Origin of the sequence: Serratia ureilytica, from assembly GCF_013375155.1 — a bacterium.
Classification (GTDB): domain Bacteria; phylum Pseudomonadota; class Gammaproteobacteria; order Enterobacterales; family Enterobacteriaceae; genus Serratia; species Serratia ureilytica.
In genome coordinates, this window is record NZ_JABXOF010000001.1 from 167,681 (window position 1) to 183,749 (window position 16,069).

Here is a 16,069-nt window from a genome sequence, read left to right on the forward strand (position 1 = left end):
ACCATTATACGGCGCGATGAAAAAATCACCAATGCTATTCCGGCGGGCAGGTTTCGTTGGACAGATGCCGCGGTGTTTCACGGCGAAAACCCAGGCCGATGATGCGGCCGAACAGGCGCGGCAGCCAGCGGCTGTTGCCGACGCGGGCGATCAAGCGCGAGCCGCCCGCCGCGCGGCGTTCGCCCGGCTTGCGCTGGCTCATTTTGATCTGCAAAAACTGGATGGCGCGAGTGGGGAATTCGCGCCGGCGCTGCACGCTCAGCAGATGCTTCAGCTGCAGCCGATGCTGGCGCAGCGGCGGGATCAGGGCGTTGGCGGCGGCCACCGCGTCCTGAATCGCCAGGTTGACGCCCACGCCGCCGATCGGCGACATGGCGTGCGCGGCGTCGCCGATGCACAGCACTCCCGGTTTGGCCCAGCGATCCAGACGATCGATGCGAATGCTCAGCAGTTTGACCTGATCCCACTCGACGATCTCCTGCAGGCGATCGTCCTGGAACGGCGCCACCTCGGCGAGGTGCAGCAAAAATTTCTCCAGCCCGCTGCGGCGGATCGCATCGAAGCTGCCTTTGTCGATCGAGTAACCGCACTGCCAGTAGTCGCCGCGATCGATCATGATGAAGTTCTGTTTCGGCCCGGTGTGGCCCATCGACCAGGCCGGATCGCCCGGCTGCTTGCTGAGCTTCATCCACAATACGTCGCGCGGCGCGCCGAAGGATCGGCTGCTGAGCGCCGCCTGTTCGCGCACCACCGAGTTGCGGCCGTCGGTGCCGACCACCAACTGGCTGCGCACGCGGATCGGGCCTTCTGGCGTGTCGGCCAGCACGCCGCACACCTGGCCGCGGTCGTACAGCAGTTGGTGAACCTGCGTTGAGGTCAGCAGCCTGAAGTTGGGGAAGGCGGCGGCCTGCTGGGCCAAAAAGTTGAGGAACTCCCACTGCGGCATAAAGGCGATAAATTTGCAGCGCGTCGGCAGGCGGGTGAAATCCGCCAGCTTGATGTCGCGTCCGGCGACTTCGGCGTGCAGAGATTCCGCGCGCTGATGCGGCAGCGTCAGCAGCTCGTCGAGCAGGCCCAGTTGATGCATGACTTCCAGCGTCGACGGGTGAATGGTGTCACCGCGAAAATCGCGCAGGAAATCGGCGTGCTTCTCCAGCACCGTCACGTCGATCCCCGCCCGCGCCAGCAGATAGCCGAGCATCAGCCCGGCGGGGCCGCCTCCCACGATGCAGCAGGTGGTGGCGTAAGGTGTGATTGGTGATGACGACATGGCGGTTGACCCCGGAGAGCGGCCCGCATCCCGCGAGCCGCAAATGAATATGCAATATTGATAATGATTATCAATATCACATTGAGCTGTCAACCCGCGGCGCAGTGTGGTCAAAGGGAGCGGACAGAGGGGCGGAACCGGCGGGCAGGGTAAAACGGTATTGCATCGCGAGTATAAGGATTCTCCGGAAAGACATTGACCCGGAGAGCGTGACACGCCATCTTTATCAGTAAAATCGGTATTATTTTGATTGATGGTTCAGAAAATCAGGATGGTCAGCATGGGGCGGATAACGTTCGATCTCGAGGATTTGCGCAGCTTCGTCACCGGCGTCGAGCTGGGCAGCTTCGCCAAGGCGGCTGAACGGCTGGGGCGTTCGACGTCGGCGGTCAGCGCCCACCTGAAAAAACTGGAACAGCAGGTTGGCGCGCCGATCCTGCGCAAGGCCGGGCGCGGCATGGTGATGACCGAGACGGGGGAAACTCTGCTTGGCTACGCGCGCCGCCTGCTGGAGCTTAATGACGAAGCCGCCGCCGCGGTGCGCGGGCTGGATCTGCAGGGCACGGTGCGGCTGGGGCTGCAGGAGGATTTCGGCGAGACGTTTCTGCCGCAGGTGTTGGGCAGCTTCGCGCGCGCCAATCCAAAGGTGAGGATCGAGGCGCGCATCGCGCGTAATGCCGAGCTGATCGACTGGGTGCTGAAAGGCCAGCTGGATCTGTCGCTGGCGTGGGATGGCGGTCTGAGCACGCCGTTTCATCAGGCGCTGGGGCAGCGGCAGTTGCACTGGATCGCGTCGTCCGGCTTCGCGCTGGCGCCCTGGCGAGAAGGGGATGAGCCGCTGCCGTTGGTGATGTTCGACGCACCCTGTCTGATGCGCAGCGCGGCGACGCAGGCGCTGGATCGCGCCGGCATACCCTGGCGCATCGCCTTTAGCAGCCGCAGCCTGAACGGCGTGTGGGCGGCGGTGAGCGCCGGGTTGGGCGTTACGGTGCGCACGGCGGCGGGCTTGCCGCCCGGCCTGTCGCCGCTGGCCCCCGATCTGCTGCCCGCTCTCGGCCAACTCGGCGTGGTGTTGCACCGCGCCGAGGATCAGCCTTCGGCCGCCGTGCAGCGGCTGGCGCAGATCGTGGTCGAGCGGATCGAAACTTAATCTTGGGCGATAGGCTGCTTGCCGCTCAGCTGGCCCCATTCGCTCCAGGCGCCGTCATACAACTTGACCTGCGGCGCGCCGAGCGACAGCAGGCCAAACGCCAGCACCGCCGCCGTCACGCCGGAGCCGCAGCTGGTGATGATTGGGCCGTTGATGTCCACCCCCTTGTCGCTGAAGGTTTGGCGCAGCGCTTCCAACGATTTGAAGCGGCCGTTTTCCAGCAGCTCGCCGTACGGAATGTTGATGCTGCCGGGAATATGGCCGCGGTGCAGGCCGGGGCGCGGCTCTGGCGCTTCGGCATAAAAGCGCGGCGCGGCGCGCGCGTCGAGAATTTGCACCGGTGTGCCTAACGCTTGCTCCACTTGCCGCATATCCACCACCGCGTCGGCGTTGAACCGGGCGTTGAACGTCTGCGGGGCAGGCTGCGCCGGGCCGGTTTCCAGCGCTTGCCCCAGCGCGGTCCAGCCGTTCAGCCCTTCATCCAGCACATAAACGCGCTCGGCGCCGAAATTGCGGAAAGTCCACCAGCCGCGCGGTGCGGAGAACTGGTTGCCCTCGTCGTAAATCACCAGGGTATCGCGCTCGCTGATGCCCAATTGGCCCGCCGCCGCGGCGAATTCCGCCGCCGTCGGCAACATGTGCGGCAGCGCGGTGTTTTTGTCCGCCACGTCGTCGATATCAAAATAGACCGCGCCGGGGATATGGCCGCGTTCGAACTCGGCAAGCATGTCTTTTTTCGGCGTCAGCCCGACCGGCGACATCCGAACGTCGATCACCACCAGATTTTCATCGTTGATATGTTGCGCAAGCCATTGGGGAGTCACCAGAAACGGAGAGTTCATCGTCATTGTTCGCCTGTTGTGAAAACGGATTTTCACTATACACCAGGCCGCGCGGGGATGAAGTATGATGTTCAGTCAAAGGCGATGGGGCGGGAGCGGAGAAATCATGACGGACGAGGCGTTTGGCGGGGCCAAGATCGCGCTGCTGTGCGACGGTCTCTTGCTGGTTTACCAACGGGACGACAAGCCGGGCATTCCGTGGCCCGGTCAGTGGGATCTGCCCGGCGGCGGGCGGGAAAACGGCGAAACGCCGCTGCAGTGTGTGCAGCGGGAAACGCGGGAAGAGTTCGGCGTGGCGATCGCCGAACACCAGGTTGTCTGGCGGCGACGCTACGCCGGCATTTTGCCCGGCTCCCCGCCGACCTGGTTTATGGCCGGCGAGATCGCCCCGGCGCAGATCGCCGCCATTCGCTTCGGCGACGAAGGCCAACGCTGGCGGATGATGCCGGTGGCGCAGTTTATTGAGCATCCGCAGGGCATCGAGCATCTGCGCCGCCGGGTGGCGGAGTATTGGCGGCGGCGCGGTTGATGACGGTATTTCAGCGCGTCGCAAGTTGATTGATCTGCGGCGGCTCCAGGATGCGCAAGGCCGTTTCCCGGCGCGCCACCGCCAGCATCGCCAGCCCGATTCGTTCTGTGCTGCTCACCTGCGCGGGAAACAGTCGCAATGCGCCGAGCCACAGCGGCTTGAACAGCCGATAAATCAGATCGTATGCGCGGACTTTGGAGCGAATGCCGTGCAGCGGCACAATGGCGCCGGGGCGGAACATCACCGCGTGGAACGGCAGCGCCAGCAGCGCGTTTTCGGTGGCGCCCTTGACCCTGGCCCACATGCTGCGGCCGCGTTCGCTGCTGTCGGTGCCGACGCCGGAAACGTAGAGGAAGACCATCGTCGGATTCAGCCTCGCCAGCGGGCGGGCGGCGGCCAGCGTCAGATCGTAAGTCACCGCGCGATACTCGGCTTCGCTCAGGCCGGCGGACGAAATCCCCAGGCAGAAGAAACAGGTGTCATAGCCGGCGAGCTGCGGCTCCAGCGCCGACAGATCACGCAGATCGGGCACAGAAAGCTGGCGCAGTTTGGCGTGGCTTTGCGCCACCGGGCGACGGCCGATGCTGAGTACTTCGCTGACCCGCGGATCGCGCAGGCATTCCCGCAGCGCGCCCTGGCCCACCATGCCGCTGGCGCCGAAGATAATCACTTTCATGCTCTGTTCTCCCACTGGCCGGCGGTGCGCTGCATGCGCCAGCGGCTGGGCGTCAGCGCTTCCCACTGAATAAAGGCGCGGCTGAACGAATTCAGCTCTTCGAATCCCAGCACAAAGGCGATTTCCCCTGGCTCAAGATCGGTCTCCGCCAACAAGCGGCAGGCGGTGCGGTGGCGGGTTTTGTCCAACAACTGCTGGTAGCTGTAGCCGTGCCGTTGCAGACGGCGCTGCAGCGTGCGCGGGCTGAGATAGAGCTCCGCGGCCACGCTGTTGACGCTGGGGCGCTGGCCGCGCATGCTGCGGCCGAGGATCGTCATCACCTGTGTGGGCAAATCTTGCTCGGCGCGCGCTTCGGCCAACTCGGCCTCCAGCTCCGGCAGCAGCAGCGCCAGCATGTCCTGGTCGTGGGTGATGAGCGGCTGCTGCATCAGCGCGCGGTCAAATACCAGCACGTCCAGCGGCGCGTCGAATCGCACCGGGCAGCCGAAGTGGCGCAGCAGCGGTGAGTGGGGATCGCGACGGCGGGTCACTTCAAGCGCCTTGGGCTGCAGCGGTAAACCGGTGCCACGGCGGCACAGGGTGGTGATAGAGGCGAACATGGTGTCTATCAGCAATTCCGGCGTATGGTCCTCGATCATCGTCCAACGCGTATGCAGCCGAACGCTGTCGCCATCTTCCTCCAGCATCAGTTCTTCCGGGCACACCAACCGTTTGTAGCGCGCGACTTTACGCAGGGCCTCGCCCATCGTGGCGGAGTGCAGTGCGGCGACCGACGCGATATCGTAATGTTCCGGCGCGACGTCGCCGCCCAACCGCAGACCAAAGGCGGGATCGTCGCTCAGTTGGGCGAGGGCGCGCCAGACGGCGAAGAACTGGTGGGTGGTCAACCGCACTTTTACGCGCCGCTCGCTGAGCAGCCCGGCGGGCAAGCCGGCTAACTGACCGACCCGTTCGAGATCGACGCCTTGCGCCGCGAGGCGCACCGCCAACGCGTTGGAAACCGGAATTTGATCGCTGCTCATGGTTGTTGCCTGCCAGTGGTAAGAGAAGGCATTACTCTAAAACAGCCTGTCCGTGCGCCGATAATCCGATCGCGTCAAGATTTAATCCGATTGCGCCAAACTGTCGCTCGGCATCAGCGCCTGGATGGTGGCGCCGACCCGTTGTACCGCCTGTTCGATCTCCGTCGTCAGCGTCGGCGCATAGTTGATGCGCAGACAGTTGCGGTACTTGCCGGCGGCGGAAAAAATGCTGCCGACGGCGATTTGCACGCCTTGCTGTTCAAGATGGCGGTTCAGCCGCAGGGTGTCGAACGCCTCGTCCAGTTCGATCCACAGCATAAAACCGCCGCGCGGCCGGCTGACGCGGGTGCCGGCCGGGAAGTATTTCAGGATCAGATCGGTCATGCGGTCGCGGTTTTGCTGGTAGCGGGCGCGCATGCGCCGCAGGTGCTTCAGATAGTGCCCGCCGCGGATGAAGTCGGCGATCGCCAGCTGCGGCTGCGTGGCGGTGGCGCCGGAGCCGATGAACTTCATGTGCAGCACCCGCTCCAGATAACGGCCGGGCGCGATCCAGCCCACGCGCAGCCCCGGCGCCAGCGTTTTGGAAAACGAGCTGCACAGCAGCACGCGGCCATCTTCGTCGAACGATTTGATGGTGCGCGGCCGCGGGTAGTGATAGGCGATGTCGCCGTAAACGTCATCCTCGATGATCGCCGCGTCGTGGCGCTGCGCCAGCGTCAGCAGCCGCTGTTTATGGGCGTCGGGCATGATGTAGCCCAGTGGGTTGTTGCAGTTGGGCGTCAGCAGGACGGCCTTGACCGGCCACTGTTCCAGCGCCATCTCCAGTGCCGCCAGGCTCACGCCGGTCAGCGGATCGGTGGGGATTTCCAGCGCTTTGATGCCCAATCCCTTCAGCGTTTGCATGGTGCCGTGGAAACAGGGGGAATCGACCGCCACGATGTCGCCGGGTTGGCAAACGGCGCGCAGCCCGGCGGAGATCGCTTCCTGACAGCCGGTGGTGATCAGCAACTGATCGGCGCCGATTTGGCAGCCGGAATCCAGCAGCAGGCGAGCGATCTGTTCGCGCAGCGCGGTCACGCCCTGGATGCTGTCGTAATACAGGCTGCGCAAGTCGCCGTGACGGGCGGCGTTGCGCAGGGCGACGATCAGCGGTTTCATCGTCGGCTCGGCGATGTCCGGCATGCCGCGCCCCAGTTGGATCAGGCCCTCGCGCGGCCGGGTGCGCACCAGTTCCAGCACCTGTTCCCATTGCGAAATGTCCACCGGCCGCTGCGTCGGCGCCGTCATGGCGGGCAGCTCGGCCTGCGTGCGCTGCGCATGCACGAAGTAGCCCGATTTCGGTCGCGCTTCCACCAGGCGCCGTTCTTCCAGCAGGCGGTAGGCTTGTTGCACCGTGCTGATGCTGACGCCGTGTTCCAGGCTCAGCGCGCGCACCGAAGGCAAGCGGTGGCCGACCGGATACAGCCCTTGCTGAATGCGTTGGCTGAGAATGGCGGCCAGCGTGGCGTAGCGTGTCATACAGATATCCCTCATCAGGAAAAGTAACCGAAAAACCGGTACAGATGCCTCAAAAGTAAACCATTCAGCGCATTTTGGTATGCAGCTGTATGAAAAAAATAACGCTAACGTGCATCTGTATTGTTTTTTGCCCGGCGCGCATCATCACAACAAGGCGAAAACATCAGGGGGAATAATAAGATGGCTCTGTTTGATGGCATGACGACGTGGCGACGGGGAGGCTGGTCACGCTGGCGTTGGTATTTGTTGCGTCGCAGAACGCGCAGAGAGTTACTGCTGCTGAACGACAGGCAACTGGCGGATATCGGCCTGACGCGGGCGGATGCCTGGCGGGAAGGGTATAAACCGTTCTGGAGAGAATAAGGAAAGCGGATGCTGAAATTATTGGGCAAAGCCTCATCGATCAACGTGCGCAAGGTGCTGTGGACCAGCCATGAGCTGGGGCTGACGCTGGAACGGGAAGACTGGGGCAGCGGCTTTCGCTCCACGCAGGAACCCGAGTTTTTGGCGCTCAATCCCAACGGCCTGGTGCCGGTGCTGATCGACGGCGCACGGGTGCTGTGGGAATCGAACACCATTTGCCGCTATCTGGCGGGGCGGGAAGGGCGCCGCGATCTGCTGCCGCAGGAACCCGGCGCGCGCGCGGCGGTGGAGATGTGGATGGACTGGCAGGCCACCGATCTGAACGGCGCCTGGCGCTATGTGTTCATGTCGCGCGTGCGCGGGCATGCGGATTACCAGGATGCCGCCAGCCTGGCCGCCGCCGAGCGCGAGTGGAATCGGCTGATGGGCTTGCTGGATGCGCATTTGGCGCAGCACGGCCCTTACGCTGCCGGCGCTGCCTTCACGCTGGCGGACGTAGTGCTAGGGCTGTCGCTCAACCGCTGGCTGATGACGTCGTTCGAGCGGCCGGAGTATGCGGCGCTGGCGGCCTATCAGCAGCGCCTGCTGCAACGCCCTGGCTACGTTCAGCACGGTGCCAACGGTTTACCGTAATATGAAATAAATGGTTCATTTTACCTTATCCGAATACGGCAACGCCGCGTTCGGATTTTCCTTTTTGCATCATCCTGTCAACGTTTCATGAACGACATCACGAATCCGAACTTTCTTTTTCCGTGCGCTTGTTATTGAAATTTATATTCCATATAAAACCGTTATCAGCTGGCGCGTTTCACTCAGGGCGCCGGGTTTCAGGCAAGATTTCGGTCACGGGAGAGGATGATGAAACAGGTACGCGTTGGGTTAATCGGCACCGGCTATATCGGGCGTTGTCACGCTATCGCTTATGCGCAGGCCCCCACGGTATTTCCCCTTAAAGGGGATCTGGTGCTGGAGATGCTGGCGGAGGTGACGCCCGAGCTGGCGGCGCAGCGCGCGGCCGAGTTCGGCTTTGCGCGTTCGACCGGCGACTGGCGGCAGCTGGTGGCCGATCCGGCGATCGACGTGGTGGACATCTGCGCCCCCAACTTCTTGCACAAAGAGATGGCGCTGGCGGCGATCCGCCACGGCAAGCACGTGTATTCGGAAAAACCGCTGGCGCTGGATGCCGCCGACGCGGCGGAGATGGTGCAGGCCGCCCGCGCCAAGGGGGTGAAAACGCTGGTCGGTTTCAACTACATGAAAAACCCCACCAGCCAGCTGGCGCGCGAGATCATCGCCAACGGCGAAATCGGCGAGGTGGTGCATTTTTACGGCACCCACAATGAGGATTACCTGGCCGACCCGCGCACGCCGATCGACTGGCACTGCCGCCGCGCCAGCGCCGGGCTGGGCGCGTTGGGGGATCTGGCGGCGCACATCGTCAATATGGCGCACTACCTGGTGGGCGATATCGTGGCGGTCTCTGGCGATATGCAGACCGTGATCAAACAGCGGCCGGATCCGCAAGACCCGTCGCGTATGCATCCGGTGGAAAACGAAGATCAGGCCAGTGCGCTGCTGCGTTTCGCCGGCGGGGCGATGGGCACTATCGAAACGTCGCGCATCGCCTGCGGGCGCAAGATGGGGCTGACCTATGTGGTTACCGGCACCAAAGGCACGCTGAGTTATACCCAGGAACGGATGGCCGAACTGAAGCTGTATCGACACGATGAACCGGCGGAGCGGCAGGGGTTCAAGACGTTGCTGGTGGGACCGAAGCACCCGGACTATGCGGCGTTTTGCATCAGCGCCGGGCACGGCATTGGTTTTAACGATCAGAAGACGGTGGAGATCCGCGATCTGGTCAACGGCATCGCCGCGGGCGATCGCATGTGGCCGGACTTTGAAGAGGGCTGGAAGGTGTCGTGCGTGCTGGACGCGATAGCCGCCTCCGCCGAGCAGCGGCGCTGGCTGGAGATCAACCGCGATTGAAAAGGAAATGGCGCTCTCCGCGGACAGCGCCATTAATTTATTATGTTGCCAGCTTAATAGCTTATTAAATTAATTTTATAACAAGTTATTGGCTTGATAACTTAGAACGAGAAACACGAACAGCCGAACGCGCCCCAGAAGGCATTCTCGTCCGACACCGGGATGCTGGAGCGGCGCGCGATGTCATGCTGGTGCGCGTGCACGCCGCACGGGCCGCAGCATTGGTGCGCCTGGCTCACTACCCCGACGCGGGCCGCCGCCGACGGCGGCGCGGAGCGGTAATGGCCCGGCACCTGGGTGACCGGCGACCACTCCGGCAGCACCGGCAGCGGCGGCGGCGCCAGCGGCGAGAAGCTGCCGGCGGCGTAGACCACCTTGCCGTCCACCACCGTCATTACCGACTCGATGCCTTTGATCTGCTCTTCCGGCACGCTGAAGTAGTCCTGCGACAGCACCGCCAAATCCGCCAGTTGGCCGACCTTGATCTGGCCTTTCTTGCCCTGTTCGGTGGAGAACCAGGCGCTGCCCTGGGTCCACAGCATCAGCGCCGTTTCGCGATCCAGCCGGGCGCTGTCGTCGTACATCGCCATGCCGCCGACGGTGCGGCCGGAGACCAGCCAGTACAGCGCCGTCCACGGGTTGTAGCTGGCGACGCGGGTGGCGTCGGTGCCCAGCCCGACCGGCAGCTCGGCCGCCAACATTTTCGCTACCGGCGGCGTATGTTTGGTGGCTTCGATGCCGTAGCGGTCGGCGAAATATTCCCCCTGGAACGCCATGCGGTGCTGGACCGCAATGCCGCCGCCCAGCGCCTTGACGCGCTCGATATTGCGTTCGGTAATGGTTTCGGCGTGGTCGAACAGCCAGTGCAGGCCGTTGAACGGAATATCGCGGTTCACCTTCTCGAACACGTCCAGCATGCGGCTGATGGATTCGTCATAGGTGGCGTGCAGGCGGAACGGCCAGCGGTGCTCGACCAGATGGCGCACCACCCGCTCCAGCTCGTCTTCGGTGCCCGGCGGCAGATCCGGGCGCGGCTGCAGGAAGTCTTCGAAGTCGGCGGCGGAAAACACCAGCATCTCGCCGGCGCCGTTGTGGCGATAGAAGTCGGTGCCCTGGCCCGGCTTGAGCATGTCGGTCCACAGCTCGAAGTCTTCCAGTTCCTGCTTCGGCCGCTGGGTGAACAGGTTATAGGCGATGCGGATGGTCAGCTGCTTTTTCTCGTGCAGCTCGGCGATCACCTGATAATCCTCCGGGTAGTTCTGGAAACCGCCGCCGGCGTCGATGGCGCTGGTGAGGCCGAGGCGGTTCAGCTCACGCATAAACTGGCGGGTGGAGTTGACCTGCTGTTCCAGCGGCAGCTTCGGCCCTTTCGCCAGCGTGGCGTACAGGATCATGGCGTTGGGTTTGGCGATCAGCATGCCGGTCGGGTTGCCGTTGGCGTCGCGCTGGATCTCGCCGCCCGGCGGGTTCGGCGTGTCTTTGGTGTAGCCGACTACCTTCAGCGCCGCGCGGTTGAGCAGCGCGCGATCGTATAAATGCAGAATAAATACCGGCGTGTCCGGCGCCGCCTGGTTGATTTCGTCCAGCGTCGGCATGCGGCGTTCGGCAAACTGGAACTCGGTCCAGCCGCCGACCACCCGCACCCATTGCGGGCTCGGCGTGCGCAGCGCCTGCTCTTTCAACATGCGCAGCGCGTCGGCCAGCGAAGGCACGCCTTCCCAGCGCAGCTCCAGGTTGTAGTTCAGGCCGCCGCGGATCAGGTGCAGGTGCGAGTCGTTCAGGCCCGGAATGGCGGTGTGGCCGTGCAGATCGATCACCTGGGTTTCCGGCCCGGCGTGTTGCATGACTTCGGCTTCGCTGCCGACCGCCAGAAACTTGCCGTCGCGAATGGCGACCGCCTGCGCAGTGAGGTTTTGGCGGTCAACGGTGTGAAATTTGCCGTTGGTGAGGATCAATGAAGCGTGGTGGTTCATAACATTCTCCCGGCGAACCGCCTAGCGGCGGATCAGCCATTGATGAAAAACGCGAGTCACGATGGGCATCCACAGGTACACCACCAGGGCGACCACGGTGGCGTCATTGAGAAAATGGCCGAGCAGCGTGCCGTTCAACTGCGGCAGCGCCAGCCCCCAAAACCAGGGCACCAGATTGGTGGAAGGGAAGATCACCAGCAGGGTGATGATGAACTGCTTCCACTGGGGCGGTTGGCGCACGCCGGGGTTGGGCGGGGTAAACCAGAACTCCGCGCCGGGGCGGATCTCGATATGGTCATTCTCCAGCAACAGCGGAGTGACTTCTTCGATGTATTGCTTGCGCAGCGGCGAGTTGAGCCAGCGGTAGAGATTATCGACATTGTCGAAGCGGACCAGCACCGTATAGGCCTGTTCGCTGTCGGATGGGCGGATGACGTTGACGCCCAGATGGCCGGTGAAGCCCGCGGCGTCCGGCATGATGCGGTTCAGCCAGGCCTCATAGGCCTGCTCGTTCCCCGGCGCCAAACGGTGGGTGATCACCAGCGTGACATGCTGCGGATGGGCCATAAAACCGACTCCTGAAAATACCCCGGCGCGGGGCCGGGGCAGGGGGAATTATTTCACCGTGCGGGCCGGTGCGTGGTGCACCATGGTGTAAGCGTAGTCGACGCCCATGCCGTACGCGCCGCTGTGTTCGCGCACCAGCGCCATCACCGCGTCGTAGGTGTCTTTGCGCGCCCAGTCGCGTTGGTACTCCAGCAGCACCTGCTGCCAGGTCACCGGTACGGCGCCGGCCTGCACCATGCGTTCGATCGAGCGCTCGTGCGCATCGACGGAGGTACCGCCGGAGGTGTCGGTCACCACATACACTTCATAGCCGGCCTCCAGCGCCATCAGCGCCGGGAAGGTCAGGCACACTTCGGTCCACAGCGCGGAGATCACCAGCTTTTTGCGGCCGGTGGCTTCCACGGCTTTGACGAAGGCCGCGTCTTCCCAGGAGTTCATCGAGGTGCGTTCAATCGGGGTGATTTCAGGGTGTACCGCCAGCAGTTCCGGCCAGATATAGCCGCTGAAGCTTTCGGTTTCGACCGAGGTGAAAAGGGTAGGGACGTTGAAAATCTTGCCTGCCTTCGCCAAACCAACAACGTTGTTTTTCAGTTGCTGACGATCAATATTAGCCACGCCGAAGGCCATTTGTGGTTGATGATCGATAAAAATCAGTGCGGAATTGTCTTTATCAAGCAGTTGAAACTTGGACATAATTTACCTTCCCAGTGATATTTCGGTTGAACATCTGATGAGTGTAACGCCGATAAAACCCATGGTAGGCAGAGGGCGATTTCAAAGATACCGCAGAATTTTTGCCGACTTGTTGAGTTTTTTTATACACGGGAGAAAACATGAGATTAAACCTGGAAGCGCTGCTGATTTTGGATGCGCTGGACCGGCACGGATCTTTCGCCGCCGCGGCCGCCGCACTGTTTAAAACCCCTTCGGCACTGAGCTATATGGTGCAAAAGCTCGAGAACGATCTCGACATCACCCTGCTCGATCGCTCCGGCCATCGGGCGAAGTTCACCGATACCGGCAAGCTGATGCTGGAAAAAGGGCGGGTGCTGCTGCGCGCGGCGCAGGATCTGGAACAGCAGGCGCGCTATGTCGAAAACGGCTGGGAAAGCGAGATCACGCTCGGGATCGACGCCTCCTTCCCGTTTGCCCGTTTGTTGCCGCTGATAGAAGAGTTCTACCGGCAGCATCACCATACCCGGCTGCGCTTCAGCCACGAGGTGCTGGCCGGCTCCTGGGAGTCGCTGGTTTACGGCTGCGCTGACATTATCATCGGCGCCATCTGCGAGCCGCCGTCGCGGGTGGGCTATGCGTTCAGCCGCCTGGGGCAGCTGGATTACGTGTTCGCCGTCGCGCCGCAGCATCCGCTGGCCGCGCTGCCGGAACCGTTGCCGAAGGATGAGATCCGTCAGCACCGGGCGGTGGTGGTGCGCGATACCTCGCGCGTCAACGCGCCGCAGAGCCTGAACCTGCTGGAAGAGCAAGACACGCTGACGGTCTTCGGCTTCGACGCCAAACTGCAGGCGCAGTTGGCCGGGCTGGGCTGCGGCTATCTGCCGCGCGCCTTGGCGGAACCTTACCTGAACAGCGGCGAACTGGTGGCGAAACGCGTCGAATCGGAACGTTGCAACGACATCGCCTACTTCGGCTGGCGGGAAAGCGCCAGCGGCCTGGCGGCCAAGTGGTGGCGCGAGCGGCTGCAGCGTTACGCGGATGACGGTGAGGCTTACCCAGCGGCGCAGTAAGGGCGCTCGATAAAGATTAATCCCCAATAAGGACATAGGGAATGAAAAAGACACTAAGCCTGTTGGCGCTGTTACTGTTGAGCGGCTGCGGCGCGGGCGCCGGGCGTCAGGCCGGCACCCCCTTGCCGTCGCCGCAGACCGAGGCGCCGGTTGCGGCGCCGCTCAGCTATCCGGTGCGGGTGCATAACGCGGTGAGCCGCGAGCTGCGTTTGCCGGAGCATGCGCGCGGCCAACGCTGCACCATCAGCATCCGTTTGCGGCCGGACGGGAAACTGGCGAGCAGCAAGATCGTAAGAGGCGATGCGCCGCTGTGCGCGGCGGCCAACGAGGCGGTGCAGCGCGCGCAGTTTCCGCCGATGGCCAGCGCTACCGAATACGCGCTGTTCAACGCCGTGGTGCTCGATTTCGTTCCCTGAAGGGATGTGACCGACGGGCTGCCTGCGCGGCTAATGCTTGTCAGTTAGCGTTTTTTGAAGTACTCGTGACGTTTTCGGTCGATAAATGAGAGGTGCATCATGAGGCTCCTGCGCCTCGACCGAGCCAGGGGCCGAAGGCGCGGCCCCTGGCAACCCGCGCCTTTGCCCTGTCAGACGGTTGGCTTTGCCAACGTTACTCAGCCCATCCCTGGGCCTCGCCCCTTCGGGGCCGCTGCAAGCAGCGTTCAAATCTGCTCCAGGCAGATTTGTCCTCTCTCCGCCATAGCGCATTGAGGCCGGTTGCGACAGGCGTCCCTGCCTGTCTCACCTGAAACCGCCGTCCATGGCGGTTTCTCCTAATGCACTATGCCTGCGTTCGGCGTCTTCAAGGGCGTCCAATACCGTGCTCATCTCCGATTTCTCTTCTCTGTCATAACCTCATAAGGGACAGGTTGCCCGGTAGCTGCCAGCTCGGGTGTTGACCTTAGGCGCGCATCACCGGCTGCCGAGCAAGACGGCATAGTCAGGGGCAACCGGCCAGGGAAGGCCGGTTGAGGCGAGACTAACAGGGACGTTTGTCGCAGCCGACCCGCCCGACAATGCAGACGCGGCGAGGGCATCCGCACAGCGGACAGACGGTGTTAAGCAAGGGCGCGGGTGGAGGGGCCGCGCCTTCGGCCCCTCCAATTGCCGTTCATATTGGCCGCAAATAAATGCGGGACATTTACGGCAATTCAGGCTACACAAAACACACAAAGATGGGATAAAAAATGCCAGTCAGGTTTAACTGACTGATATCACCGCCTGCGCGGCCCGTTTTTTCGCTTTGACGCGTACGCAACCCGCTGAATTTTCACTTAGCTTTGCCATTTTCGTTATTTTGAACGTCACTGCGGCTCACGGATACTGGGGGAAAATCCCCAACCGCGAGCCGCAGCATGTCCCACGCCCACTATTTGCACCCCGAACAACGCGACCGGATCCGGCGGCTTTATCAGCGTTGGCACTGGCGGCTGGAACTGCCCACCTGGGGGATCATAGCGGCAGTGTACGGCGGCTGGTTTGGCGTGGCGCATTATTGGCAGGCGCTGGGCCCGTGGCTTGGCACGCCGCTGCTGATCCTGCTGACCACCGGGTATATGTCGCTGCAGCATGAGCTGATCCACGGCCATCCGACGCGCCGGCCGCGCGTCAATCAGCTGTTCGGCCTGTTGCCGCTGGCGGTGTGGTATCCCTATGGGCTGTATCGCGATTCGCATCTGCGCCACCATCGCAATGAACACTTGACCGATCCGCACGAAGATCCCGAAAGCTACTACTTCAGCGCCGCGCAGTGGCGGCGTTATCCCCGCCTGTTGCCGCTGCTGGCTGCGGTGCGCAATACGCTGATCGGCCGGGTGCTCCTCGGCCCGGCGCTGGATATCGCCGCGACCCTGGCCGCGACGGTGAAGGCGCTTGCCGGTGGCGCATGGCGCGCCTGGGCGATGTGGCTGGTGCACCTGTCGTTGTTGGCGGCGCTGCTGCACTGGCTGCAGACGCAGGGTATCGGTACGGCGTTTTACCTGTTGGCCATCAGCTATCCGGCGCTGGCGCTGACCAAGGTAAGATCGTTTTTTGAGCATCGCGCCGTGGACGCACCGCAGGCACGTTCTATTATTAATGAGGCGGGCTGGCCGTGGCGGCTGTTGTTTCTCAATCTGAACTACCATTTAGTGCATCACGATCTGCCCGGCCTGCCCTGGTATGGCCTGCGTGAAGTCTATCTGGCGGAACGCGAAGCGTATCAGCGCCGCAGCCAGGGATTTGTCGCGCAAGGCTACGGCGAGTGGCTGCGCGATTACGCGCTGACGCCGATCGACGTCGGCGTGCATCCGCTGAGCGCCGGCGAACGGCGGGAGGAACGCGGTGCCCGGCCGAAGAAAAACTTTATTGCGCGCTGGAAGCGCGTTTCTCAGGATTTTCCAACCGAACTGGCCCATGAGCCGGAAAACATATAACCAGAGGAA

The 16,069-nt window shown here is 62.8% G+C and carries 16 protein-coding genes; 8 read left to right on the forward strand and 8 right to left on the reverse strand.

The features are described 5' to 3' along the window. Nucleotides 1–34: 34 nt before the first annotated feature. Nucleotides 35–1,270, reverse strand: a complete 1,236-nt coding sequence (locus HWW83_RS00870) for an FAD-dependent oxidoreductase (RefSeq protein ID WP_033652678.1) — start codon at nt 1,268–1,270, stop codon at nt 35–37. A gap of 280 nt (nt 1,271–1,550) precedes the next feature. On the opposite strand from HWW83_RS00870, the gene HWW83_RS00875 reads away from it, so the two are divergent. Beyond that, a complete protein-coding gene (locus tag HWW83_RS00875) occupies nt 1,551–2,420 on the forward strand; it encodes a LysR substrate-binding domain-containing protein (protein WP_089196767.1) in 870 nt (289 codons plus the stop codon). Here the strand turns inward: HWW83_RS00875 and sseA are convergent. Beyond that, a complete protein-coding gene (gene sseA, locus HWW83_RS00880; RefSeq protein WP_033652690.1) occupies nt 2,417–3,262 on the reverse strand; it encodes a 3-mercaptopyruvate sulfurtransferase in 846 nt (281 codons plus the stop codon). The two genes, HWW83_RS00875 and sseA, sit on opposite strands and share 4 nt — an antisense overlap. Nucleotides 3,263–3,368: 106 nt before the next feature. Between sseA and HWW83_RS00885 the strand changes: the two genes are divergently transcribed. Beyond that, nucleotides 3,369–3,791, forward strand: coding sequence for an NUDIX hydrolase (locus HWW83_RS00885; protein WP_033642342.1), 423 nt, complete (start codon nt 3,369–3,371; stop codon nt 3,789–3,791). 10 nt (nt 3,792–3,801) lie between these two features. Here HWW83_RS00885 and HWW83_RS00890 read toward each other — a convergent pair whose 3' ends face one another. From HWW83_RS00890 to HWW83_RS00900, 3 genes are all read right to left on the reverse strand, one after another. Continuing rightward, nucleotides 3,802–4,467 (reverse strand): Rossmann-fold NAD(P)-binding domain-containing protein, encoded by a 666-nt coding sequence (locus tag HWW83_RS00890; protein ID WP_176588921.1) that lies wholly within the window; start codon nt 4,465–4,467, stop codon nt 3,802–3,804. Next, complete coding sequence (locus HWW83_RS00895; protein WP_033642344.1) at nt 4,464–5,489, reverse strand: AraC family transcriptional regulator; 1,026 nt, start codon at nt 5,487–5,489, stop codon at nt 4,464–4,466. The genes HWW83_RS00890 and HWW83_RS00895 overlap by 4 nt, the downstream gene beginning before the upstream one ends. A gap of 81 nt (nt 5,490–5,570) precedes the next feature. After that, nucleotides 5,571–7,007, reverse strand: coding sequence for an aminotransferase-like domain-containing protein (locus HWW83_RS00900; protein WP_176588922.1), 1,437 nt, complete (start codon nt 7,005–7,007; stop codon nt 5,571–5,573). Nucleotides 7,008–7,187: 180 nt separating this feature from the next. Here HWW83_RS00900 and HWW83_RS00905 point away from each other — a divergent pair, with 180 nt between their 5' ends. The 3 genes from HWW83_RS00905 to HWW83_RS00915 all read left to right on the forward strand — a co-directional run bounded on the left by HWW83_RS00905 (nt 7,188) and on the right by HWW83_RS00915 (nt 9,362). Further along, a complete protein-coding gene (locus tag HWW83_RS00905) occupies nt 7,188–7,370 on the forward strand; it encodes a DUF1127 domain-containing protein (RefSeq protein WP_071845081.1) in 183 nt (60 codons plus the stop codon). A gap of 9 nt (nt 7,371–7,379) precedes the next feature. Then, nucleotides 7,380–8,003, forward strand: a complete 624-nt coding sequence (locus HWW83_RS00910; protein WP_046686652.1) for a glutathione S-transferase family protein — start codon at nt 7,380–7,382, stop codon at nt 8,001–8,003. Between the two features lie 228 nt (nt 8,004–8,231). Beyond that, a complete protein-coding gene (locus HWW83_RS00915; RefSeq protein ID WP_033642347.1) occupies nt 8,232–9,362 on the forward strand; it encodes a Gfo/Idh/MocA family protein in 1,131 nt (376 codons plus the stop codon). A 101-nt stretch (nt 9,363–9,463) separates the two neighbouring features. On the opposite strand, the gene HWW83_RS00920 is transcribed toward HWW83_RS00915, so the two are convergent. Genes HWW83_RS00920 through HWW83_RS00930 form a run of 3 tightly spaced genes read right to left on the reverse strand, consistent with a single transcriptional unit; the run spans nt 9,464 to nt 12,595 of the window. Beyond that, a complete protein-coding gene (locus tag HWW83_RS00920) occupies nt 9,464–11,335 on the reverse strand; it encodes an amidohydrolase (RefSeq protein WP_033652684.1) in 1,872 nt (623 codons plus the stop codon). Nucleotides 11,336–11,356: 21 nt separating this feature from the next. Beyond that, nucleotides 11,357–11,902 carry an antibiotic biosynthesis monooxygenase gene (locus HWW83_RS00925; protein ID WP_033652685.1) on the reverse strand — a complete coding sequence of 182 codons (546 nt, stop codon included), beginning with the start codon at nt 11,900–11,902 and terminating at the stop codon, nt 11,357–11,359. A gap of 48 nt (nt 11,903–11,950) precedes the next feature. Further along, complete coding sequence (locus tag HWW83_RS00930; RefSeq protein ID WP_046686653.1) at nt 11,951–12,595, reverse strand: hydrolase; 645 nt, start codon at nt 12,593–12,595, stop codon at nt 11,951–11,953. A 140-nt stretch (nt 12,596–12,735) separates the two neighbouring features. Here HWW83_RS00930 and HWW83_RS00935 point away from each other — a divergent pair, with 140 nt between their 5' ends. The 3 genes from HWW83_RS00935 (at nt 12,736) to HWW83_RS00945 (ending at nt 16,060) form a co-directional block, all read left to right on the forward strand. Beyond that, nucleotides 12,736–13,647: a LysR substrate-binding domain-containing protein gene (locus tag HWW83_RS00935; RefSeq protein ID WP_033642350.1), complete on the forward strand. Its 912-nt coding sequence runs from the start codon at nt 12,736–12,738 to the stop codon at nt 13,645–13,647. A 41-nt stretch (nt 13,648–13,688) separates the two neighbouring features. Then, nucleotides 13,689–14,063, forward strand: coding sequence for a cell envelope integrity TolA C-terminal domain-containing protein (locus tag HWW83_RS00940; protein WP_033642351.1), 375 nt, complete (start codon nt 13,689–13,691; stop codon nt 14,061–14,063). A 938-nt stretch (nt 14,064–15,001) separates the two neighbouring features. Next, nucleotides 15,002–16,060 carry a fatty acid desaturase gene (locus HWW83_RS00945; protein ID WP_176588923.1) on the forward strand — a complete coding sequence of 353 codons (1,059 nt, stop codon included), beginning with the start codon at nt 15,002–15,004 and terminating at the stop codon, nt 16,058–16,060. Nucleotides 16,061–16,069 lie beyond the last annotated feature (9 nt).